Here is a 22,988-nt window from a genome sequence, read left to right on the forward strand (position 1 = left end):
CCCCACTCCACCCGAGGCCCGCCATGACCGACCACCTCACCGAACGCACCCTGAGCGACCTGGCCTTCAGCCTGCCGGGCAGCTCCGCGTTGTTCCACGACTACAAACTCGACTTCTGCTGCGACGGCCAGCGCAGCCTGGGCGAAGCCGCCAGCGAACAGGGCCTCGACGCCCAGCGCATCGCCGACGAACTGCAAGCGCTGCCGCCGGCCAATGATCAGACCGACTGGCGCCTGACCAGCAACGACCAGTTGATCGACCACATCCTCGAGCGCTACCACAAGGTCCACCGCGAGCAACTGCCGGCGCTGATCCCGCTGGCCGAGCGCGTCGAGAAGACCCACGCCGGGCATCCGCAATGCCCCGCCGGGCTGACCGCGCACCTGAAGAAGATGCAGGAAGAACTGGAGTGGCACATGTGCAAGGAGGAAAGCGTGCTGTTCCCCTGGTTACGCCAGGGCATCCCGCTGTCCCACGTGCAGGGCCCGATCGGCGTGATGCGCCATGAGCACGACGAGCACTCGCAGTCCCTCGCCGCACTGGCCGACCTGACCGACGACCTCACCGTGCCGGCGGACGGCTGCAACAGCTGGCGCCGTCTCTACAGCGGCCTGGAGGAGCTGCGCCGCGACCTGATGCAGCACATCCACCTGGAAAACAACCTGCTGTTCCTCGGCGCCAATCACCCGGCCTGAGTGCCGGACCGCAAGCCAGGAGGGCGACCAGTGACAGCTTGTCTCACCACGCTGCCCGGCGGCATCGCACATACTGGCGGGATTGTCCCCGCCCAGGAGCGCTCCGCCATGCTCGCGCATCGCGTCCACCACCAGATTCTGTGCGGCCACCATCTGTTCAACGTGCTCAACGAAGAACAGCTGGAGCAGCTGCTCGCCACCAGCACGCTGCTCAACCTGGAGAAAGGCGACAAGCTGTTCCTCCAGGGTGAGCCGGCCCATTGCTTCTACTTCGTGATTTCCGGGGCGGTGAAGATCTACCGCCTGACACCGGAGGGGCAGGAAAAGGTGCTGGAGGTCGTCGGCAGCCGGCAGACCTTCGCCGAAGCCATGATGCTGATGGACACCTCCGACTACGTCGCCTCGGCGCAGGCGCTAGAGCCCACGCAGGTCTACCGCTTCGCCAACCGCACCTACATGGAGCTGCTGCACAGCAATCCGCAGCTGCCCTTCTCCCTGCTCGCCACCCTCTGCGTACGCCTGCACCGGCGGATCAACGAGATCGAGACGCTGTCGCTGAAGAACTCCACCCACCGCGTGGTGCGCTACCTGATCACCCAGCTGAACCGCCATGGCAACGAGAAGGGTCGTTTCGAGCTGCCGATGGCCAAGCAACTGGTCGCCGGGCACCTGTCGATCCAGCCGGAGACTTTCTCTCGCGTACTACGGCGGCTGATCGACGAAGACATCATCGACCTCAACGGCCGCACCGTGCAGGTGCTCGACGTCGCGCGGCTGGAACAGTTCGAGTAAGCCATGCGCCAGTGCCTGTACTGCCAGCACGAGAGCCCCGGGGACGCTGCGGATTGCCCGCAGTGCGGGATGCCCCTGCCGGTGGACCAGGCGCTGGCGAAGCAGCGCCGGCTGCGGCGTTTCACTTGGTATTGCGCGCTTCTTGCAGTGTTCTGCGGGGTGATGATGGTCTGGCTGCCGCGTTGAGCCCTGCACCCGAATGCTCTTCGCAGGATGGATGGAGCTTGCGATACCCATCGGCCCTTTCACCAACGCCTTGATGGGTATCGCTTCGCTCCACCCATCCTACGTATCTAAGCCCCGCTCAAGTCCGCTTTTGCTCTTCGTAGGAGCGAGCTTGCTCGCGAACTTGCCCCGCTGAGGGATTTGGTTCGCGAGCAAGCTCGCTCCTACAGCCATTATCCCTGGCGACGGGTGAGCTGCCGGTAGAGCTGCGGCAACTGTACCGGCAGCTGCGCCGGATCGTTGATCAGCAGATAGCCCTGGCTGCCGAACAGGTGCGGCAGGTAGTCCGCCGCCTCGCGGTCAATGGTGATGCAGAACGGCACCAGCCCGGCGCGGCGGGCCTCCAGCACGGCCTGGCGAGTATCCTCGACACCGTAGCGCCCCTCATACAGATCCAGGTCATTGGGCTTGCCGTCGGTGAGGATCAGCAGCACGCGCTGGCGCTCCTTGCGCTCCAGCAGCAACTGCGTGGCCCGACGAATCGCCGCGCCCATGCGCGTGTAGTAGCCCGGACGCAACGCGCGGATGCGTCCGCGCACGACATCGTTGTGGCGCTCATCGAAGGTCTTCAGCTGGGTCAGGCGCACCTGCTGGCGACGCAGCGAGGAGAAGCCGTACAGCGCGAAACGATCTCCCACCGCCTGCAGTGCCTCGCCGAACAGCAGCAGGCTGTCGCTGATCAGGTCGATCACCCGGTGGTCGTTGTCGATGTGCGCGTCGGTGGACATCGACAGGTCCGCCAGCAGCAGGCACGCGAGATCGCGACGAGTCTGCCGGCGTTCGAGGAACAGCCCCGGCTCACTGCACGCGCCAAGGCGCCTTTCGACGCTGAAATCCAGCCAGGCTTCCAGGTCCAGTTCTGCGCCCTGGGGTTGTCGGCGCAGCCATTGGGGCTGCTGGCGCAGGCTCTCGAATTGCCGGCGCAGGCGTCGCGCAATGGGCGCCAGGGAGTCAGGCAGCGGCGCTGGCACGGCGTCGCGGGGCAGCATCGGTTGCAGGCAGACATGGTCATCGATCAGTTGCTGGCGACGGTAATCCCATTCCGGCAGGCGAATCCCCTCGCCCAGCGGCACGTCGTCGAAGTCGGCGGCCGGCAGGTCGAGGTCGAGCTTCAGCCCGCCGCCTTTCTTCTGCCGTTGCCGGGACAGGCTCAGGTGATCGAGGTCGTCGGCGACCTTGGCCGCGTCCAGGTCCTCGCTGTCGTCGCCGGCGCGGTCCAGTTCGATGTGCTCGGACCAGCTGAACAGGTTCTCCAGGCGGAACAGCAGCAGGCCACCCCGGCCGGGGTCCTGCTCGACCCGCTCGGCACGCTTGCGCGCCAGTCCCTTGGCTTCGCTGTGGGCGGAGCGGCCTTGCTCATCGCCGTCGATCAGGTCGGAGTGCTGCGGCGCAGCCAACCGTTGCGGCGGATAGAGCCACAGCGGCATCGGCCAGGGCGCCTTTTCGCTTCGGGGTAGACGCTCGACGCTGCCCGGATCGCGCAGCGCCTGTTGCAGCGCCCGCTCCAGTTCTGCCTCGGCGGGCGGCAGATCCTCGGGATCAGGGCGCAGGCTCAGCAGTGCGTCCACCAGCCGACGGTAACGCGAACGCAGCAGCGGGTAGCGCTCCAGCACGGCGCCAGTCCAGGCCTGGTTGTCGCGCGCCCAGTGGCGCATCGGCTGGCTGTGGGCGGCGAGCAGCGCCAGCCAGCGGTAAAGCTCGCGGTTCAGCTCGGCGTCGGGATACACCGCCAGCTGCGCGGGCAGGCGCAGGGAATCGGCATCGAACCAGGCCACCGGTAATTGCTGGCAGGTACCGGCCACCTGCTGCAGCAGGCTGCGGCGCACCAGCAGTTCGCGGGCACTGGCCGCCTCCACGCCGACACCGGCCTCGCCGCCGGTGCCGCGGAACAACAGCAGCAGGCTGCGCCGCACTTCATCCAGGTTGACCGCCGCCTCCTCGAACTCCGGGCTGGCACGGCGGGTGATGAAGCGGTGCCAGGCGCGGCCGAAGCCTTCTTCGATTTCGAGGTGGATGGTCATGGCGCCTCCGGAGCGCAGAGAGAAGGAACAGGGCTCGGCGTCCCAACAGAACACCGACCCAGTCCCCTCTCCCTTCAGGGAGAGGGTCAGGGAGAGGGTGCCACCGGCTACTCCAGCACTGGGCTATGCCCTCTCCCCCCGCCCTCTCCCAGAAGGGAGAGGGAGCTAAAAGCACTGCCGGTCATCTCGCAGTCATCCGACAGGCTCCGTAAACGTCAAAAGGGCCCGCCGCAAAGCGGACGGGCCCGGTTGGACGGTATCGATCAGCTCACCTGGGCCGCACCGGAGACGACGGCCACCCGGCCGCGCTGGCGGAAGCTGAGCAGGTAGCAGATCAGCCCGATGAAGAAGCCGATGCCGGAGTACAGCCGCAACCAGAAGAAGATCTTCAGCTGGTCGACCGTGGCCATGAACGGCATGGCGGCGCCATCGGCGGGCATGCGTTGCAGCCAGACCTGGACGATGCCGGCGGCGGTGAGCATCAGGGTGATCAGCAGCATGGAGATGGTCATCAGCCAGAAGCCCCAGATCTCCAGGCTCTGCGCCCTGGCGTCAGGCGCTTCGCCGATACCCCGCAGGCGCGGCATGGCGTAGCTGATCATGGTCATGACGATCATTGCGTAGGCGCCGTAGAAGGCCAGGTGACCGTGGGCGGCGGTGAGCTGCGAGCCGTGGGTGTAGTAGTTCACCGGAGCCAGGGTGTGCAGGAAGCCCCACACGCCGGCGCCGAGGAAGGCGGTCACGGTGGTGCCCAGGGCCCACAGCGCGGCGGCCTTGTTCGGGTGCTCGCGGCGACGGCGGTTCACCATGTTGAAGGCGAACAGCACCATGGCGAAGAACGGCAGCGGTTCCAGCGCGGAGAAGATCGAACCCAACCACAGCCAGACTTGCGGTGCGCCGATCCAGAAGAAGTGGTGGCCGGTGCCGATGATGCCGGTGATCAGGGCCATGGCGATGATCACATAGAGCCATTTCTCCACCACCTCACGGTCGACGCCGGTGATCTTGATCAGCACGAAGGCCAGCATCGCGCCCATGATCAGTTCCCACACGCCTTCCACCCACAGGTGCACGACCCACCACCAGTAGTACTTGTCGCGCGAAAGGTTCTCCGGGTTGTAGAAGGAGAACAGGAAGAACACCGCCAGGCCCACCAGGCCGGTCATCATCACCACGCTGACGGCGGTCTTGCGGCCCTTGAGCATGGTCATGCCGATATTGAAGAGGAAGCCCAGCGCCACCACCACGATGCCCATCTTGGTGATCGTCGGCTGTTCGAGGAACTCCCGGCCCATGGTCGGCAGCAGCTCGTTGTGGGTCAGCTTGGCCAACCCCGCGTAGGGCACCAGCAGGTAGCCCAGGATGGTCAGCACGCCGGCGATGGCGAATACCCAGAACAGCACGATGGCCAGTTTCGGGCTGTACAGCTCGCGGTCGGCCTCCTCGGGGATCAGGTAGTAGGCCGCGCCCATGAAAGCGAACAGCAGCCAGACGATCAGCAGGTTGGTGTGCACCATCCGTGCGACGTTGAAGGGGATCGCCGGGAACAGGAAGTCACCGACCACGTACTGCATGCCCATGATCAGACCGAAGACGATCTGCCCGACGAAGAGCATCAGGGCGAACACGAAGTACGGCTTGGCCACCGACTGCGAAGCGAATTTCAGATAGGGATTGCCCGGGTTCATGATCAACCCTCCTTGTTCGGCGGCCATTTGTTGGTATCGATCTTCGAGGTCCACAGCAGGAACGCCGCCAGGTCAGTGACCTCCTGGTCGCTCAGGTGGAACTGCGGCATCTGCCGGCGACCGGGTACCCCCAGCGGCTGCATCTTCATCCAGGCCGCGAGGAAGCTGCCGAAGGCCGCATCACCGCCACGGCGGATCGCGACGTTGCCAAGCTCCGGCGCGAAATAGGCGCCTTCACCGAGGATCGAGTGGCAACCCACGCAGTTGTTCTGCTCCCACACCAGCTTGCCGCGCACCACCGATTCGGTGAGCTCACTCTGGTTGGTGCGCTGGGGGAAGGTGGTTTCGGTGTGATAGGTCAGCGCGAGGAACACCAGGAAGAAGAAAACGCCTCCTCCCAGGTAGATGTTCCTCGCCATCCCTTTGGTAAATGTCTCTGACATGGGGCCCTCCTAGGTCACGGTCGGCGTCATTGTAGGAAGCGTCCTAGGACGTCTCGCTTGATGGCAATCAAGAAAGACCAATGCTTTCAGTCAGGTATTTTTCCAAAGGAAAATCAGTGGGTTGCGTGCAGGACCAGAATCACGCTGGTGATCACCAGCGGCCAGCCGAGCAGCAGCGCTTGCCACAGCCGCGGGCCGTGGTTCAGCTCCATGAAACGCAACACGATGAGCCAGGCCTTGCCCAGGCCCAGCAGCAGGATCGCCGCCACCGGCAGCAGCACGTCGGGCACGTGGTGGCCCAGCCACACCGCCACCACCGACATCGGCAGCATCGCCAGCCAGGCGAACAGCAGCGTCTTCATGAACCGGGCGCCAGCACGTAGACCAGCGGGAAGAGCACCACCCAGACCAGGTCGACCATATGCCAATAGAGTGCGCCGGACTCCAGCCCGCCAAGAGCGTCGCTGCGGTACGCGCCGCGCAGGCAGCGCAGGGTCATCCAGGCGAGGATCACCAGCCCCAGCAGCACATGCAGGAAGTGGAAGCCGGTGATCAGCCAGAACAGGGTGAAGAAGGTGCTGTATTCCAGGTCCAGCCCGCGCGAAGCGAGATGATGGTACTCGCCGGACTTGAGCACCACGTGCGCCAGCCCCAGCAACACGGCAACGCCCAGCAGGGCGGCTGCGCGGCGCTGTCGGCCGTGGCGCACCTGCTCCACCGCCAGTGCCGCGCAGAAGCCGGCGGTGAGCAGGGTCAGGGTGAGCGCCAGGGCCGTGGACAGGTCCAGCTGAGTGCGGCCGGCACGGAAGCCTTCGATATCCAGGTGCTGGGTCACGGCGAAGACGATGATGAGGATGGCGAAGACGGTCAGCTCGGCGAGGATGAACAACCACATCGCCAGGTCGCCCGGCAGGCGCCGGGCACCGAGCGTCGCCTCAGGCGAAATGGACATCGACCAGGTCCATCAGCGCGGCGACCGTGGCCTCGTCGTCCGACAGCGGCTCGGCAAGCCCGGCGCGGCACGCATCTCGCGGCGCCACGCCGGCCTGCAGCAGGCGCGCGGTGAGCACCAGCAGGCGCGTCGAGCAGACCTCTTCCAGCTCCTGCCGACCCAGGCGGCGCAGGGCTACGCCCAATTGCGCCAGACACTGAGCCAGCTCGGAGGAAACACCGGCCTCGCGGGCGATGATGCCGGCTTCCACGTCCGGCGTCGGGTAATCGAAACGCAGGGCGACGAAGCGCTGCCGCGTACTGGGCTTCATGCCCTTCAGCAGGTTCTGATAGCCGGGGTTGTAGGACACCACCAGCATGAAGCCCGGCGGCGCCACCAGGGATTCGCCGGTGCGCTCGATGAACAGCTCGCGGCGGTCGTCCGCCAGCGGGTGCAGCACCACGACGGTGTCCTGCCGCGCCTCCACCACCTCGTCCAGGTAGCAGATTCCGCCCTCGCGCACCGCGCGGGTCAGCGGACCATCCTGCCACCAGGTGCCGTCGCTGCCGATCAGGTGGCGACCGACCAGGTCCGCCGCCGACAGGTCGTCGTGGCAGGCCACGGTGTACAGCGGCAGATTCAGGCGCTGCGCCATGTGCTGGACGAAGCGCGTCTTGCCGCAGCCGGTCGGGCCCTTGATCAGCACCGGCATGCCCTGCGCGGACGCGTGGGTGAACAGCGCCACCTCGTTGCCGGACGGCTGGTAGAAGAGCGGCGGATCGTTCTGCGCAGGGGCATTCATGACAGGCAAATCTCGGTAGGAAGTTTCGGTTAGCAAGCTATCCAGCGCGACGGATTGCCTCAAGCGTGGCGCCGGAACTTCTTGATTGGCATCAAGCGGAAGCCGCAGGGGCGGCTCCTAGAATCGCCACAGACGCCGGGCGGGAAGCCGGCGAAAACGATCGGCGCCTCGAAGCGCCAAGCCTGTGAGGAGAAACGTTCATGAACAAAGCCCTGGTAGCCCTGCTGTTCGGCGGCCTGTTGGTCCAGACAACCGCGATGGCCAGCACCGGCGAGGAGCTGTTCAAGGCGAAGGCCTGCGTGGCCTGTCATTCGGTCGACAAGAAGCTCGTCGGCCCCGCCTTCCATGACGTTGCCGCCAAGTACGGCCCACAGGCCGATGGCGTCGCCCACATCACCAACAGCATCAAGACCGGCAGCAAGGGCAACTGGGGCCCGATACCGATGCCGGCCAACGCCGTGAGCCCGGAAGAAGCCAAGACCCTGGCCGAGTGGATCGTCACCCTGAAGTGAACTGCAGCGTGAGATGGGCGCCCACCGCCTTCTGACGCAGCTCTGCCCGTTCGGGCATGGAGGAAGGAGGCCTCATGGTGGGCGTTCGCGAGTGGTTCAGGTCCCTGGTCGGCTGCCTGATGTTGATGGCCGGCCTGGCGGCTCAGGGTGGGGAACTCAGTGACCTGGAGCGAACACGCATCCAGCAGGTGTTCCCCCAGGTCGACCGCATCGGCGAGCCCGACGGAGAGTACGGCGTGCGGCGCCTGTCACACGGCGACAAGCTGCTGGGCTACGCCTTCCAGAGCATCCGCGTCACCCGTATCCCCGCCTATTCCGGCAAGCCGATCAACGTCCAGGTGATCCTCGATCCGCAGGCGGTGATCCGCGACAGCTACGTCCTCGAACACCACGAGCCGATCCTGCTGATCGGCATCCCCGAAGAAAAACTCCACGCTTTCACCGCCGGCTACTCCGGGCTGCGCGCCGACCAGCGGGTCGCCGTAGGACGTTCCGGCGATCCGCAGACGGTTACCGTGGATGCCGTCGCCGGCGCCACCGTGACGGTCATGGTGGTCAACGAGATCATCATGCGCGCCGCCCGCACCGTGGCCGTCTCGCTCAAGCTGATCAAGGACGACGGGCAGGTGCGGCCCAAGCCCGCTGTCGTGCGCGCGGACGCCTACCAGCCGGCGAGCTGGAACGAATTGCTGGGCAACGGCGCGATCCGCCAGCTGAAGCTGACCCGCGGGCAGATCGACGATGCCTTCAAGGGCACCGCCGCCGAGAAGGTCAACCAGGCCCAGGACACCGGCCAGCGGGAGGAGACGTTCATCGACCTCTATACCGCGCTGCTCGATGTCCCCAGCGTCGGCCGCAACCTGCTCGGTGAACGGCAATTCAACGAACTGCGCGAATCGCTGAAGCCCGGCGAGCACGCGGTGGTCGTGCTGGGCAACGGCCAGTACTCGTTCAAGGGCTCGGGCTACGTGCGCGGGGGCATCTTCGACCGGGTGCAGATTCGCCAGTTCGGCGACATCCTCAGCTTCCGCGACCTCGACTACCAGCGCCTGTCGGACACCTATGCCGAGGGCATGCCTCACTTCGCCGAGATGGCGATCTTCATCGTCCGCGCCGCCCAGCGCTTCGATCCCGGCACACCCTTCGACCTGGAACTGCTGGTGCGGCGCCAGACCGGACCGGTGGACAGCCTGTTCACCACCTTCGACCTGGGCTACCAGACGCCGGAGGGCTACCTCGACCGGCCGCAGCCCAGCGCTGCGGAACTGGAGGCCCTGGAAGATGCCAAGCGGCCGATGTGGCTGCGCGTCTGGTACCAGAAGAGCTTCCAGATCGGCGTGCTGCTCAGCGCCCTTGGGCTGCTCGCAGTCATCCTGTTCCTGCAGGACAACCTGACCCGTCGACCGCAGTTGTTGCACTGGCTGCGCCGTGGCTACCTGCTCTTCACCCTGACCTACATCGGCTGGTACTGCCTGGGGCAGCTCTCAGTGGTCAACGTACTGACCTTCGTCCACTCGCTGTTCGAAGGCTTCCGCTGGGAGCTGTTCCTCATCGACCCGGTGCTGTTCATCCTCTGGACCTTCACCGCTGCCAGCATCCTGCTCTGGGGCCGCGGCGTGTTCTGCGGCTGGCTGTGCCCGTTCGGCGCCCTGCAGGAACTGCTCAACGAGGCGGCGCGCAAGCTCAAGGTGCCGCAGTACGAGTTGCCGTTCGCCGTCCACGAACGGCTCTGGGCGATCAAGTACATCGTCCTGCTGGTGCTGTTCGGGCTCTCTCTGGAATCGCTCGGAACCGCCGAGCGCTTCGCCGAGGTCGAGCCGTTCAAGACCGCCATCACCCTGCACTTCGACCGCCAGTGGTGGTTCGTCGCCTACGTGGTGGTGCTGCTGGTCATCAACCTGTTCACCCGCAAGGTCTATTGCCGCTACCTCTGTCCGCTCGGCGCGGCGCTGGCGATCCCCGGCAAGGCCCGCCTGTTCGACTGGCTCAAGCGCCGCAAGGAATGCGGCCAGCCGTGCCAGCTGTGCGCCAACGAGTGCGAGATCCAGGCGATCCATCCCGACGGAAGGATCAACGCCAACGAGTGCCACTACTGCCTCGATTGCCAGATGACCTACCACAACGAGAACAAGTGCCCGCCGCTGGTGAACAAGCGCAAGAAGCGAAGCAAGCACGCGCCCGCAAGCGACGACGACCAGCGAATTGCGGTGCAACAGATCTGACCATTTGCCTTCAGGAAGGAGCAGGAAATGACTGAGAAGAAGCAGCAACAGGACGAGATCGCCGGGCTCAGCCGGCGGGGATTCCTCGGTGCCTCCGCGGTGACCGGCGCAGCGGCGCTGGTGACGGCGGGCTCGATGGGTGCCTTCACCTCCCGCGAGGCCTGGGCCGACGCGGTGAAGTCGGCGCAGGACAAGATTCACGTCGCCCCCGGGGAGCTGGACGAGTACTACGGTTTCTGGAGCGGTGGCCACCAGGGCGAAGTGCGCGTGCTGGGCATTCCGTCGATGCGCGAGCTGATGCGCATCCCGGTGTTCAACGTCGACTCCGCCACTGGCTGGGGTCTGACCAACGAGAGCAAGCGCATCCTCGGTGACAGCGCGCGCTTCCATAACGGCGACTGTCACCACCCGCACATCTCGATGACCGACGGCAAGTACGACGGCAAGTACCTGTTCATCAACGACAAGGCCAACAGCCGCGTCGCACGCATCCGCCTGGACATCATGAAGTGCGACCGAATCACCACCATCCCCAACGTCCAGGCCATCCACGGCCTGCGCCTGCAGAAGGTGCCGCACACCAAATACGTGTTCTGCAACGCCGAGTTCATCATCCCGCATCCCAATGACGGATCGACCTTCGACATCTCCGGCGACAATGCCTTCACGATGTACAACGCGCTGGATGCCGAGACCATGGAAGTGGCCTGGCAGGTAATAGTCGACGGCAACCTCGACAACAGCGACATGGACTACACCGGCCGCTTCGCCGCCTCCACCTGCTACAACTCGGAGAAGGCCACCGACCTGGCCGGCATGATGCGCAACGAGCGCGACTGGGTGGTGGTCTTCGACATCCCGGCAATCGAGAAGGAGATCAAGGCCAAGCGCTTCATCACCCTGGGCGACAGCAAGGTGCCGGTGGTCGACGGGCGCAAGAAGGACGGCAAGGACAGCGTCGTCACCCGCTATATCCCGGTACCGAAGAACCCCCACGGCCTCAACACCTCGCCGGACGGCAAGTACTTCATCGCCAACGGCAAGCTCTCGCCCACCTGCAGCATCATCGCCATCGACAAGCTGCCCGATCTTTTCGCCGGCAAGCTCAAGGACCAGCGCGACGTCATCGTCGGCGAGCCGGAACTGGGCCTGGGTCCGCTGCACACCACCTTCGACGGTCGTGGCAACGCCTACACCACGTTGTTCATCGACAGCCAGTTGGTGAAGTGGAACATCAATGATGCGATTCGCGCCTACAAGGGCGAGAAGGTCGACTACATCCGCCAGAAGCTCGACGTGCATTACCAGCCTGGCCACAACCACGCGACGCTGACCGAGACCAAGGAAGCCGACGGCAAGTGGGTCGTCGTGCTCAGCAAGTTCTCCAAGGACCGCTTCCTGCCCACCGGCCCGCTGCACCCGGAGAACGACCAGCTGATCGACATTTCCGGCGACGAGATGAAGCTGGTGCACGACGGCCCCACCTTCGCCGAGCCGCATGACTGCATCCTGGCCCGCCGCGACCAGATCAAGACCCGCAAGATCTGGGCACGCGACGATCCCTTCTTCGCCGAGACCGTGGCAATCGCCAAGCGCGACGGCATCGACCTGATGCAGGACAACAAGGTCATCCGCGACGGCAAGAAGGTTCGCGTGTACATGACCTCGTCCGCTCCCGCCTATGGCCTCACCGAGTTCACCGTGAAGCAGGGCGACGAAGTCACCGTCACCATCACCAACCTGGACGAGATCGAGGACGTCTCCCACGGCTTCGTCGTGGTCAACCACGGCGTGAGCATGGAGATCAGCCCGCAACAGACCTCCTCCATCACCTTCACCGCCGACAAGCCCGGCCTGCACTGGTACTACTGCAGCTGGTTCTGCCATGCGCTGCACATGGAAATGGTCGGCCGCATGCTGGTGGAGAAGGCCTGACGAGAAGGCCCCTGACCCCGCCGGCAGTCGCCGGCGGGGCATCGACGAGAAGGTGTTGCATGGGACTCACCAGGCCTGGCCTTGCCCTGTCGCTGTTGATCGCGGCAAGCGTCCAGGCGCAACCACAAGCCATCGACCAGTTGCCGCTGCAGGGCGATGGCGACATCCGCACCCTGCCCGCAGGCACCTACACCGGCAATTTCACCCTCGACCAGCCACTGCACCTGCGCTGTGCGCCCGGCGCGCTGATCGACGGCCAGGGTGCCGGCAGCACGCTGCACGTGAGGGTGCCCGGCGTCACCATCGAAAACTGCACCCTGCGCAACTGGGGGCGCGACCTGACGGCCATGGACGCGGCGATCTTCATCGACAAGGCTGCACACGGCACCGTGGTGCGCGGTAATGACCTGCAGGGCGCCGGCTTCGGCATCTGGCTCGACGCCACGGCGGACGTGCAGGTGCTCGATAACCGCATCCAGGGCGACCCCAGCGTGCGCTCCCAGGACCGCGGCAACGGCATCCACCTCTATGCGGTGAAGAACGCCCTGGTGCGCGGCAACCAGGTTCGCCAGACCCGCGACGGCGTGTACATCGACACCTCCAACGACAGCGCCATCGAAGACAACCTCTTCGAAGACCTGCGCTACGGCGTGCACTACATGTTCACCCACAACAGCCGCGTCATCGGCAACACCACCCGGCACACCCGCACCGGCTATGCGCTGATGCAGAGCCGCAAGCTCACCGTGGTCGGCAACCGCTCGGTGGACGACCAGAACTACGGCATTCTGATGAACTACATCACCTACTCCACCCTCACCGGCAATCGCGTCGAAGCCGTGCGCAGCGGCGATGGCGGCGGCGACGCAATGATCGCCGGGGCCGAGGGCAAGGCCCTGTTCATCTATAACTCGCTGTTCAACCGCATCGAGAACAACCGCTTCGAAAGCAGCGCCCTGGGTATCCATCTGACCGCCGGCTCCGAGGACAACCGCATCAGCGGCAATGCCTTCATCGGCAACCGCCAGCAGGTCAAGTACGTCGCCAGCCGCACTCAGGAATGGTCCGCTGACGGGCGCGGCAACTACTGGAGCGACTACCTGGGCTGGGACCGCAATGCCGACGGTGTCGGCGACGTCGCCTACGAACCCAACGACAAGGTCGACCAGTTGCTGTGGATGTACCCGCAGGTGCAACTGCTGATGACCAGCCCCGCCATCGAACTGCTGCGCTGGGTCCAGCGCGCGTTTCCCGTTACCCGTCCGCCCGGCGTGCGCGACAGCTTCCCGCTGATGCGCGCGCCTGATCTGGAGGCGCACCCATGAACCCCGTGGATATCCGCAATGCAACCCTGGACTACGGCGGCTTCACCGCCCTGCACGGTCTCGACCTGCAACTGGGCGCCGGCGAAGTCCTCGGCCTGCTGGGGCATAACGGCGCAGGCAAGACCACCACGATCAAGCTGATCCTCGGCCTGTTGCGTCCGACACGGGGCAGCGTGCACGTCTTCGGCCGGTCGCCGGGAGACCCGGCGGTGCGTCGGCGCATCGGCTTCCTGCCGGAGAACGTGACCTTTTACCCGCAGCTCAGCGGCCGCGAGACGTTGCAGCACTTCGCCCGGCTCAAGGGCGCACGGCCCGCCGAAGTGGACGAGCTGCTCGAACAGGTCGGCCTCAGCCACGCCGCGCAGCGCCGCGTAAAGACCTACTCCAAGGGCATGCGCCAGCGCCTCGGCCTGGCCCAGGCGCTACTCGGCCAGCCGCAACTACTGCTGCTCGACGAACCCACCGTCGGCCTCGACCCGCTGGCCACCATCGAGCTCTACCAGTGGCTGGACCGCCTGCGCGCACAGGGCACCGGGATCATCCTCTGTTCCCATGTGCTGCCCGGCGTGGAGTCGCACATCGACCGCGCCGCGATCCTTGCCAAGGGCCGGCTGCTTACCGCCGGCAGCCTCGCTGACCTGCGCCGCGATGCCAGGCTGCCAGTGCGCATCCGCTACGCCGGCAGACTCGACGGCGACTGGCCGCAACACTGGCGCGAGGCTGGCCATGGCGTCACCGCCCTGGATGGCCGCCGGCTGGAGCTGCGGGTCGGCGAAGAGCGCCAGCACGAAGTACTCAGCGTGCTGCTCGCCGAGCACGCGCAGGAGCTCGAGGTGTTGCCGCCGTCGCTGGAAGACCTCTATCGGCACCACATGCAAAGCACACCTGCGGGAGCCCCGGCATGAAGCCGATCTGGAACATCGCCCGCAAGGAACTCGCCGACGGCCTGCGCAATCGCTGGCTGCTCGCCATCAGCCTGCTGTTCGCCCTGCTGGCCGTGGGCATCGCCTGGCTCGGTGCCGCCGCCAGTGGCCAGGTGGGCTTCACTTCGCTACCGGCAACGCTGGCCAGCCTGACCAGCCTGGCCACCTTCCTGATGCCGCTGATCGCCCTCCTGCTGGCCTACGACGCCATCGTCGGCGAAGAGGAAGGCGGCACCCTGCTGCTCCTGCTGACCTACCCACTGGGACGCGGGCAATTGCTGATCGGCAAGTTCCTCGGCCACGGCCTGATCCTCGGCTTGGCGACGTTGCTGGGCTTCTCCGCCGCCGCGCTGGCCATCGCCGTGCTGGTGCCGGGCATCCCGCTGGGGCAACTGCTGGGCTCCTTTGCCCGCTTCATTCTGTCGTCGTGCCTGCTCGGCTGGACTTTCCTGGCCATGGCCTATGCGGCGAGCAGCCGGGTCAGCGAGAAGTCCACCGCCGCCGGCCTGGCGCTGGGCGTGTGGTTCTTCTTCGTGCTGCTGTTCGACCTCGCGCTGCTCGCCCTGCTGGTGATCGGCAAGGGCCAGCTCAGCGCCAACCTGCTGCCCTGGTTACTGCTGCTCAACCCGACCGACCTTTACCGGCTGATCAACCTGCCCGATTTCGGTGCCGAACTGGGCGGCGTGCTGACCCTCGGCCGAGATCTGGCCGTTCCCGTCGCGGCACTCTGGTTGGCGCTGTGCGCCTGGACCCTGGCCTCGCTGGCGCTGGCCTATGCGCTGTTCCGCCGGCGCCCGATCTGACTCGAGGAGTTTCACCATGCTGCTGTCCCGCTCCCTTCGCCTGGGTTTCACCGCCGGCTTCCTCGCCCTGCTGCTCGGCGGCTGCGACGATGGCGCCCGGCAAAGCGCCAATCTCGCTCCGGTGCCGTTCCAGAACGGCGAGGAATGCCACGTGTGCGGCATGATCATCAGCGACTTCGCCGGGCCGAAAGGCGAAGCCGTGGCTCCCGGCGCGGTGCACAAGTTCTGCTCCACCGCCGAGCTGCTGGGCTGGTGGCTGCAGCCGGAAAACCAGCACAGCGGCGCGCACCTGTACGTGCACGACATGGCCCGCAGCGACTGGAACCACCCCGATGACCGCCACCTGATCGACGCCACCAGCGCCTTCTACGTGGTAGGCGTGAAACGTCCCGGCGCCATGGGCGCCACGCTCGCATCCTTCGCCGACCGCGCGGACGCCGATCGCATGGCCACGGCCGAAGGAGGGCATGTACTGCGCTTCAGCGAAATCAACCAGAGCGTGCTGCAGGGCGTGTCCGGCGACCACCAGCATCACTGAGCCAGCCGGTCGCTTCTCTCCAGCAGCGCCAGGCAAGCCTCCGCCGGCACCGGCTGGCTGATCAGGTAGCCCTGGATCTCATCGCAGCCGTGGGCGCGCAGGAAGCGCAGCTGCTCGGCGTGCTCGACGCCTTCGGCCACCACCTTCAGTTCCAGGCTGTGCGCCATGGCGATGATCGCCCGGGTGATGGCCGCGTCTTCGCCGCGCTCGGACAGGTCGCGAATGAAGGTCTGGTCGATCTTCACGTAATCCACCGGGAAGCGCTTGAGGTAGCTGAGCGAGGAATAGCCGGTGCCGAAGTCGTCGATGGCCAGCTTCACGCCCATCTCGCGCAATTGGCGGAAGGTGGTGGTGACGCTCTCGACGTTGTCCAGCAGCTGGCTTTCGGTGAGCTCCAGCTCCAGCAGGTGCGACGGCAGGCCGGTTTCCTCCAGCACTGCGCGCACCAGATCGACCAGGTTGCCGGTGCGCAGCTGGTGCACCGAGAGGTTCACCGACACCCGCAGCTCACGCCCCAGGCGTTGCCAGGCACGGGCCTGCTGGCAGGCCCGGCGCAGGACGAACTCACCGATGGCGCCGATCAGCCCGGTTTCCTCGGCCAGGCCGATGAAGTCGCTGGGCGGCACCATGCCCATCTCCGGGTGCTGCCAGCGTACCAGCGCCTCGGCACTGTCCAGGCGCTCGTTGGCCAGGTTCAGCTTGGGCTGGTAGTGCACATTCAGCTGGCCCTCGTCGATGGCCTTGCGCAGTCGGGTTTCCAGTTGCAGGCGCTCCAGGGTGCAGGCCTGCAGGTTGTCGGTGAAGAACTGGAAGGTATTCCCTCCCAGGTGTTTGGCGTGCTGCATGGCCATGTTCGCCTGGCTCATCAGCGCAGAGATTTCCCAGGCGTTGTCCGGCAGCAGGCTGATGCCGACCGAGGCGCTGACCACCAGTTCGTGGCCGCCCACGGTCATCGGCGTGCGCAACTTGGCCAGTAGGCGGCTGGACAGGCGCGCCAGCGCCGCGAGGCTGGCGTAGGAGTCGATCAGCACGGCGAACTCATCGCCGGACAGGCGGGCAATGGTGTCGGCTTCCGGTACCGTCTGGGTCATGCGTCGCGACATCTGCCGCAGCAGTTGGTCGGCGACTTCATGGCCGAGGCTGTCATTGAGCAGCTTGAAGCGATCCAGGTCGATCAGCAGCAGCGCCGCCGTGCGGCCTTCCTGACGCGCGCGCTGGCTGGCCTCGTGCAGGCGCTCCTTGAACAGCGTGCGGTTGGCCAGCCCGGTGAGTTCGTCGTAGTGCGACAGGTAGCGCAAGCGCTCCTCGGCATCGCGACGAGCGGTGAGGTCGGCGAAGAAGCCCACCACGTGGGCCACCTCTCCCCGGCTGTCGCGCACCACGTTGAGTTGCAGCCACTGCGGGTACAACTCGCCGTTCTTGCGAGTCTCGATCAGCTCGCCCTGCCAAGTGCCCTGGCGCTCCAGCTCGGTACGGATCGACTGGTAGCGGCGCAGGCTTTCCGCCGAGCCCATCAGCCGCGCGACGTTGTGCCCGAGCAGCTCATCGCGGCGGTAGCCGGTCAGCGAGGTGAAGGCCTCGTTGATAGCGATCAGGCGGTAGTCCGGGTCGAGGATGATGATGCCTTCGCTGGCCGCCTCGAACACCGTGGCAGCCAGGCGTTGTTCTTCCTCGCGCAGCTTGCGGGTGGAGATATCGGCGCGGGTGCCGACCATGCGTGTGACCTGGCCGCGGCCGTCGCGCTCCATCACCCGGCCACGGTCTTCCACCCAGACCCAGTGGCCCGCCGCGTGGCGCACGCGGTACTCGATGCGATAACCGTCAGTGCGCCCCTTGAGGTGTTCGACCAGCGCACGGCGCAGCAAGGGTACGTCATCCGGGTGCAGGCGCGGACGCAGGTCGTTGCGCACGCTCTTCACCGACTCCTGGGTGATCCCGAAGATCTCTTCCAGGTGCGAGTGGTGCACTTCGTCAGTCAGCAGGTTCCAGTCCCACAGCCCCAGCTCGCTGGCCTCCAGGGCCAGGGCCAGGCGCGCCTCGGTATGGGTCAGTTGCACGCTGCCGGCCTCGACCCGCTCCTGCAGGGCGTCACGGGCGCGGCACAGTTCACGCTCGGCACGGCGACGCTGCTCGACTTCCCGTTCCAGGTCCTGGTTCAGCGCCTCGGTCTGTGCCTTGGCGCGCTCCAGGTGCGCCACCAGCGCCTGGGCCTGGAAGCGCCGCAGCAGGCCGACATGCACCACCCGGTGGATCTGCCAGGCCACCACCAGCAGCGCCGCCAGCAGGATAACCCCGAGCACGCCCCAGCCTTGCTGCAGCGGGTTATCGCTGATCAATAAATAGGCAATTGACGGAAACAGGCAGGGCAAGGCGAAGGTCAGGAAGGCCGGCAGGCTGACCGCATAGGCGACGCTGGCGGACAGAATGGCCGCGGCGATCAGGCCGAATACCAGGGATTGCTGGAGGAAGGCATCCGGCGGCACCAGGGCGATGGCGGCGAACGCGAGGGTCAGCCCCGAAGCGCCAGCACCGAACAGGAAGGTGCGCTGCCAGTGCGGACTGGCCTGGCGTTCGGCGGAAGCGGCATTGAAGGCGCTGACCTGGATCAGCCGCAGCACGGCCAGCATGACCAGCGAGACCAGCCATCCGGCGAGCAGCCCCGGCTTCACGTAATCCCACAGCAGCCCGGCGCAGGCCAGGCCATTGAGCAGCATGAGCAGGGTCGGCACGCGCGAGCCCTGATAAAGGAGGCGCGTGCGTTCGACAGCAATTTCGTGAGCGTACTGCTGGCGGATCTCGGCATGGCTCACCGGGATCGCCGAAGGCTCTACATAAGCGGTCATAGGCGTTTTTCTTGTAGGTTTCAGGCCTAGGCGTCGGCGGAGCATACCCGAGGAGGTAGCCCCACCCAAGCAGGATGATGGCAATTGGCTCCGTGCCCGCCCAACTTTCGTCGGGAAGACGCCGGACGGCGGGCGGGTTTGCCGGGGAAAACCGCCCGTCGGTAGAATGCCGCCCCATGAACGATGACATCTCCTACCTGCTCAACTCCCTCAATGACCCGCAGCGCCAGGCCGTGGCCGCGCCGCTGGGGCGCCAGCGCGTGCTCGCTGGTGCCGGGTCCGGCAAGACCCGCGTGCTGGTACACCGTATCGCCTGGCTGATCCAGGTCGAGAACGCCTCGCCGCACAGCATCCTGGCCGTGACCTTCACCAACAAGGCCGCCGCCGAGATGCGCGCGCGGATCGAGCAGCTGCTGGGGATCAACCCGGCCGGCATGTGGGTCGGCACCTTCCACGGCCTGGCGCACCGCCTGCTGCGTGCGCACTGGCAGGAAGCCGGTTTGCCGGAGAACTTCCAGATCCTCGACAGCGACGACCAGCTGCGCCTTGTCAAGCGCGTGGTGCGCGAGCTGGGCCTCGACGAGCAGCGCTGGCCGCCGCGCCAGGCGCAGTGGTTCATCAACGGCCAGAAGGACGAGGGCAACCGCCCGCAGAACATCCAGGCCGGCGGCGACCTGTACCTGGCGACCATGGTCAGCGTCTACCAGGCCTACGAAGAAGCCTGCGCCCGTGCCGGCGTCGTCGACTTCGCCGAACTGCTGCTGCGTTCGCTGGACCTCTGGCGCGACCGTCCGAGCCTGCTGGAACACTACCAGCGACGCTTCCGCCACATCCTGGTGGACGAGTTCCAGGACACCAACGCCGTGCAATACGCCTGGCTGCGCTTCCTCGGCAAGGGCGGCGAGAGCCTGATGGTGGTGGGCGACGACGACCAGTCGATCTACGGCTGGCGCGGCGCGAAGATCGAGAACATCCAGCAGTTCGGCGATGACTTCGCCGGCACCGAGGACATCCGCCTGGAGCAGAACTACCGCTCCACCGGCACCATCCTCAAGGCCGCCAACGCGCTGATCGCCAACAATAGCGGGCGTCTGGGCAAGGAACTGTGGACCGACGGCGTCGACGGCGACCCGATCACCCTGTATTCCGGCTTCAACGAGCACGACGAGGCGCGCTACATCGTCGAGACCATCGAGGACGCCCTGCGCAAGGACGGCTTGAAGCGTAGCGAAATCGCCATCCTCTACCGCTCCAACGCCCAGTCCCGCGTACTGGAAGAGGCGCTGCTGCGCGAGAAGATTCCCTATCGCATCTACGGCGGCCAGCGCTTCTTCGAGCGGGCCGAGATCAAGAACGCCCTCGCCTACCTGCGCCTGATCCGCCTGCGCGACGACGACGCTGCGCTGGAGCGGGTGATCAACGTGCCGCCACGCGGCATCGGCGAGAAGACCGTCGAGGCGATCCGCAATGCCGCGCGCCTGAACGGCACCTCCATGTGGCGAGCGATCAACGACGTGATTGCCGCCAAGGCCGTGGCCGGCCGCGCCGCCAGTGCGCTCAACGGCTTCCTGGAAACCGTCGACCTGCTCGCGGTGAAGGTCGAAGGCCTGCCGCTGCACCAGATGACCCAGATCGTCATCGAGCAGTCCGGCCTGATCACCTACCACAAGGAAGAAAAGGGCGAGAAAGGCCAGGCCCGGGTGGAAAACCTGGAAGAACTGGTCAGCGCCGCCCGCGCCTTCGAGAATCCGGACGACGAGGACACCCCGCCGCTGGTGGCCTTCCTCGACCACACCGCGCTGGAGTCCGGCGATACCCAGGCCGACGCCTTCGAGGACAGCGTGCAGCTGATGACGCTGCACAGCGCCAAGGGCCTGGAGTTCCCGCTGGTGTTCCTCGCCGGCGTGGAGGAAGGCCTGTTCCCGCACAAGATGAGCTTGGAAGAACCCGGCCGTCTTGAGGAAGAACGCCGCCTGGCCTACGTCGGCATCACCCGCGCCATGCACCGTCTGGTCATGACCTACGCGGAAACCCGCCGCCTGTACGGCAGCGAGACCTACAACAAGGTGTCGCGCTTCGTTCGGGAAATCCCGCCGAGCCTGATCCAGGAAGTGCGCCTGTCCAACTCGGTGAGCCGCCCGCTCTCGGGCAACCAGCGCAGCGGCAACCTGTTCAGCGGCGCCAGCGTGCCGGACACCCCGTTCAGCCTCGGCCAGTCCGTGCGCCACCCGCTGTTCGGCGACGGCGTGATCCTCAACTTCGAAGGCTCCGGCGCCCAGGCACGGGTGCAGGTGAACTTCGACAGCGAGGGCAGCAAGTGGCTGATGATGGGTTACGCGAAGCTGGAGGCCATCTAAGCCTCCAGTCCCGTCAGCGAGCGGCGGTGCTGGCCGGGCAGATCGTCGCCTGCATGTCGTCCAGGCCGTAGCCATCGAGCTGCGGCAGCATGAACTTGTCCACCAGCAGCGGCTTGGCGATCCTGCCGGCGAAACGATCCCCTCCGCTGGCTGAAGCACCGATGTAGGTCGGGTGCGCCAGCGGCTCGGCGGTTTCCGGCCGCGGCATCGGCTCCTGGGATTGCAGGATGACCTTGCCGTTGAGGTAAACCGTCAGGGCGCCCTTTTCCGGCCCCGGGAAGGGAAATTTCGAATAGGGCTTCACGTTGAAGCTGGCCACCAGAGCATTGCACTGGTCCTCCAGCGCCACAGGCTCACTCTGCAGGCGCAGCGGGCCACGCCACACTTCCACACGCCCGTTGTCGATGGCCATGCCCCATAGCCCTTCCTGCTCAACCAGGACCTGCCGCGCGCCATCGACTCGTGCCTTGCCCAAACCCAGCCCCAGGCTGTAGGCGCCGTGGACCGGCGCGCGCTGGTAGTCGCGGCCGCTGAGGAAGGCCGGCTTCTTGCCGGCGGCGGGATGCCAGGTCAGCGGGATGGGCCGGTATTTCTGCTCCCACGCGCGCAACAGGCTCAGGGCTTCATCCCGACCTATCGCCTCGAAGGCTTCGGCCTTGGTCGCGCTCACCCCCAGCGGGCCGGTGACCGGGTGGCTCTCCAGCTTGCCCAGCGTGGGCCGGTAGAACAGGCCGCGGCCAGTCAGGTGGCCGCCGTAGGTCATGCCCCAGGTCATGACATCCGCCGCCCAGTAGAGCGCATCGACCCTGGGCAATGGCTGGCCCTTGGCAATGTAGCCGGACAGGTCACGCCCGGTCAGCCCGGCCGGTGCCTTGCCGCCGGCCATGCCGACCAGGGTGGGATAGAGATCGGTGATGTGGCTGATGCCGGTCACGTCGGCGTTGCCTCGGTGGCCGGGCCAGAGCACCAGCAGCGGCGTGCGCACGCCGCCTTCGAGGTAGGTCATCTTGGTCCCGGCCAGCGGCCAATTGCTGTCGCGGGTCAGGTTCGGACTGCCGTTGTCGCTGGTGAAGACCACCAGTGTGTTGTCCAGCTGGCCGCTGGTGCGCAGGCTGTCGAGCAGCCGGGCGACGTTGTGGTCCAGCTGTTTCAGCACCGCAAGGTAACGGCCCTCGTCGGTATCGGGAAACTGGCTGCGGAAAGTCTCCGAAGGCTGGAACGGGTGGTGCGGCGAGAACAGCCAGAGGTTGATGAACCAGGGCTTGCCACCTTGCCGACCCTTGCCGATCAGGTCGATGGCGCGGTCGGTAAGGATGTCGTCCAGGTGCCCCTGATACTGCACCGGCGGACCATCGTCGGTCTCCAACCAGGGGTTGATGAAGGTCGGCGGCCCGTTCACCAGCTTGCCGTCCTTGTCCGGTCCGTGCAGCACGAAGTGGTTGAGCATGCCGAACCAATCATCGAAACCATGGTGGTTGGGACGGATCTGCAGGTACTCGATGGCCTCACCGACGTGCCACTTGCCAATGTGATGGGTACTGTAGCCCAGGCCTTTCAAGGATTCCGGCAGGGTCTGCAGGTCCGGCGACAGTCCCAGTCCGTTAGGCTCGAAACCGATGCTGACCGGCGCTCGGCCAGTGATCAGCGCAGCCCGGCTGACCGAGCAGGTGCTGTCGGTATAGTGCTGGCGGAAACGCAACGCCTGATTGCTCAGCTGATCCAGAGTCGGCGTTGGCGCCTTGCCATCGCCCCAGACGCCGATGTCGTTGACGCCCAGGTCATCGGTCAGGATGAACAGGATATTCGGTTTCGCGTGTTGATCCTGAGCATTGCTCACAGGGACCATGGCAAGCAGAATCAGCCAGGCAATGGCTAGTCGGGTCGTGAGCGCAGCTGTCGCTCGCGTGGAAAAGAACAACATTCAGTGAATTCC

At 65.9% G+C, this 22,988-nt stretch carries 19 protein-coding genes; 11 read left to right on the forward strand and 8 right to left on the reverse strand.

Annotation, left to right across the window (positions count from 1 at the left end; all coding sequences use genetic code 11):
• Positions 1–23 precede the first annotated feature (23 nt).
• From ytfE to FAS41_RS14265, 3 genes are all read left to right on the forward strand, one after another.
• Positions 24–695, forward strand: a complete 672-nt coding sequence (gene ytfE, locus FAS41_RS14255; protein WP_138523267.1) for an iron-sulfur cluster repair protein YtfE — start codon at positions 24–26, stop codon at positions 693–695.
• Between the two features lie 108 nt (positions 696–803).
• On the forward strand, positions 804–1,487 hold the full coding sequence (locus FAS41_RS14260; RefSeq protein WP_138523269.1) for a Crp/Fnr family transcriptional regulator: 684 nt from the start codon (positions 804–806) through the stop codon (positions 1,485–1,487).
• A gap of 3 nt (positions 1,488–1,490) precedes the next feature.
• Positions 1,491–1,673: a protein DnrP gene (locus FAS41_RS14265; protein WP_138523271.1), complete on the forward strand. Its 183-nt coding sequence runs from the start codon at positions 1,491–1,493 to the stop codon at positions 1,671–1,673.
• A 212-nt stretch (positions 1,674–1,885) separates the two neighbouring features.
• Here the strand turns inward: FAS41_RS14265 and FAS41_RS14270 are convergent, their stop codons facing one another.
• From FAS41_RS14270 to FAS41_RS14295, 6 genes are all read right to left on the reverse strand, one after another.
• Positions 1,886–3,733, reverse strand: a complete 1,848-nt coding sequence (locus FAS41_RS14270; RefSeq protein ID WP_138523273.1) for a nitric oxide reductase activation protein NorD — start codon at positions 3,731–3,733, stop codon at positions 1,886–1,888.
• A gap of 263 nt (positions 3,734–3,996) precedes the next feature.
• Complete coding sequence (locus tag FAS41_RS14275; protein WP_171049489.1) at positions 3,997–5,424, reverse strand: cbb3-type cytochrome c oxidase subunit I; 1,428 nt, start codon at positions 5,422–5,424, stop codon at positions 3,997–3,999.
• Positions 5,424–5,864 carry a c-type cytochrome gene (locus tag FAS41_RS14280; protein ID WP_088420795.1) on the reverse strand — a complete coding sequence of 147 codons (441 nt, stop codon included), beginning with the start codon at positions 5,862–5,864 and terminating at the stop codon, positions 5,424–5,426. The genes FAS41_RS14275 and FAS41_RS14280 overlap by 1 nt, the downstream gene beginning before the upstream one ends.
• A gap of 113 nt (positions 5,865–5,977) precedes the next feature.
• Positions 5,978–6,226, reverse strand: a complete 249-nt coding sequence (locus FAS41_RS14285) for a cytochrome C oxidase subunit IV family protein (protein WP_138523277.1) — start codon at positions 6,224–6,226, stop codon at positions 5,978–5,980.
• Complete coding sequence (locus tag FAS41_RS14290) at positions 6,223–6,816, reverse strand: cytochrome c oxidase subunit 3 (protein WP_138523279.1); 594 nt, start codon at positions 6,814–6,816, stop codon at positions 6,223–6,225. The genes FAS41_RS14285 and FAS41_RS14290 overlap by 4 nt, the downstream gene beginning before the upstream one ends.
• Positions 6,800–7,597 (reverse strand): CbbQ/NirQ/NorQ/GpvN family protein, encoded by a 798-nt coding sequence (locus FAS41_RS14295; protein ID WP_138523281.1) that lies wholly within the window; start codon positions 7,595–7,597, stop codon positions 6,800–6,802. The genes FAS41_RS14290 and FAS41_RS14295 overlap by 17 nt, the downstream gene beginning before the upstream one ends.
• A gap of 200 nt (positions 7,598–7,797) precedes the next feature.
• Between FAS41_RS14295 and FAS41_RS14300 the strand changes: the two genes are divergently transcribed.
• The 7 genes from FAS41_RS14300 to FAS41_RS14330 all read left to right on the forward strand — a co-directional run bounded on the left by FAS41_RS14300 (position 7,798) and on the right by FAS41_RS14330 (position 15,855).
• Positions 7,798–8,109, forward strand: coding sequence for a c-type cytochrome (locus FAS41_RS14300; RefSeq protein WP_054910310.1), 312 nt, complete (start codon positions 7,798–7,800; stop codon positions 8,107–8,109).
• Positions 8,110–8,183: 74 nt separating this feature from the next.
• Positions 8,184–10,331: a transcriptional regulator NosR gene (gene nosR, locus FAS41_RS14305; RefSeq protein WP_138523283.1), complete on the forward strand. Its 2,148-nt coding sequence runs from the start codon at positions 8,184–8,186 to the stop codon at positions 10,329–10,331.
• 27 nt (positions 10,332–10,358) lie between these two features.
• Entirely contained in the window at positions 10,359–12,266 is a 1,908-nt protein-coding gene (gene nosZ, locus FAS41_RS14310) for a TAT-dependent nitrous-oxide reductase (protein ID WP_138523285.1), read from the forward strand.
• A 59-nt stretch (positions 12,267–12,325) separates the two neighbouring features.
• Positions 12,326–13,591, forward strand: a complete 1,266-nt coding sequence (locus FAS41_RS14315; RefSeq protein ID WP_138523287.1) for a nitrous oxide reductase family maturation protein NosD — start codon at positions 12,326–12,328, stop codon at positions 13,589–13,591.
• On the forward strand, positions 13,588–14,496 hold the full coding sequence (locus FAS41_RS14320) for an ABC transporter ATP-binding protein (RefSeq protein ID WP_138523289.1): 909 nt from the start codon (positions 13,588–13,590) through the stop codon (positions 14,494–14,496). The genes FAS41_RS14315 and FAS41_RS14320 overlap by 4 nt, the downstream gene beginning before the upstream one ends.
• The gene (locus FAS41_RS14325; protein ID WP_138523291.1) at positions 14,493–15,317 is read left to right on the forward strand and encodes an ABC transporter permease; all 825 of its coding nucleotides are present in this window, start codon (positions 14,493–14,495) and stop codon (positions 15,315–15,317) included. Before FAS41_RS14320 ends, FAS41_RS14325 begins: the two co-directional genes overlap by 4 nt.
• A gap of 16 nt (positions 15,318–15,333) precedes the next feature.
• Positions 15,334–15,855 carry a nitrous oxide reductase accessory protein NosL gene (locus tag FAS41_RS14330; RefSeq protein ID WP_138523293.1) on the forward strand — a complete coding sequence of 174 codons (522 nt, stop codon included), beginning with the start codon at positions 15,334–15,336 and terminating at the stop codon, positions 15,853–15,855.
• Here the strand turns inward: FAS41_RS14330 and FAS41_RS14335 are convergent.
• Positions 15,849–18,698 carry an EAL domain-containing protein gene (locus tag FAS41_RS14335; RefSeq protein WP_138523295.1) on the reverse strand — a complete coding sequence of 950 codons (2,850 nt, stop codon included), beginning with the start codon at positions 18,696–18,698 and terminating at the stop codon, positions 15,849–15,851. The two genes, FAS41_RS14330 and FAS41_RS14335, sit on opposite strands and share 7 nt — an antisense overlap.
• Before the next feature lie 176 nt (positions 18,699–18,874).
• Here FAS41_RS14335 and uvrD point away from each other — a divergent pair, with 176 nt between their 5' ends.
• Positions 18,875–21,055, forward strand: coding sequence for a DNA helicase II (uvrD, locus tag FAS41_RS14340; protein WP_138523297.1), 2,181 nt, complete (start codon positions 18,875–18,877; stop codon positions 21,053–21,055).
• A gap of 13 nt (positions 21,056–21,068) precedes the next feature.
• On the opposite strand, the gene FAS41_RS14345 is transcribed toward uvrD, so the two are convergent.
• Positions 21,069–22,976, reverse strand: coding sequence for a sulfatase family protein (locus tag FAS41_RS14345; protein WP_246084876.1), 1,908 nt, complete (start codon positions 22,974–22,976; stop codon positions 21,069–21,071).
• Between the last annotated feature and the right edge of the window lie 12 nt (positions 22,977–22,988).

Origin of the sequence: Pseudomonas nicosulfuronedens, from assembly GCF_005877905.1 — a bacterium.
GTDB lineage: Bacteria > Pseudomonadota > Gammaproteobacteria > Pseudomonadales > Pseudomonadaceae > Pseudomonas > Pseudomonas nicosulfuronedens.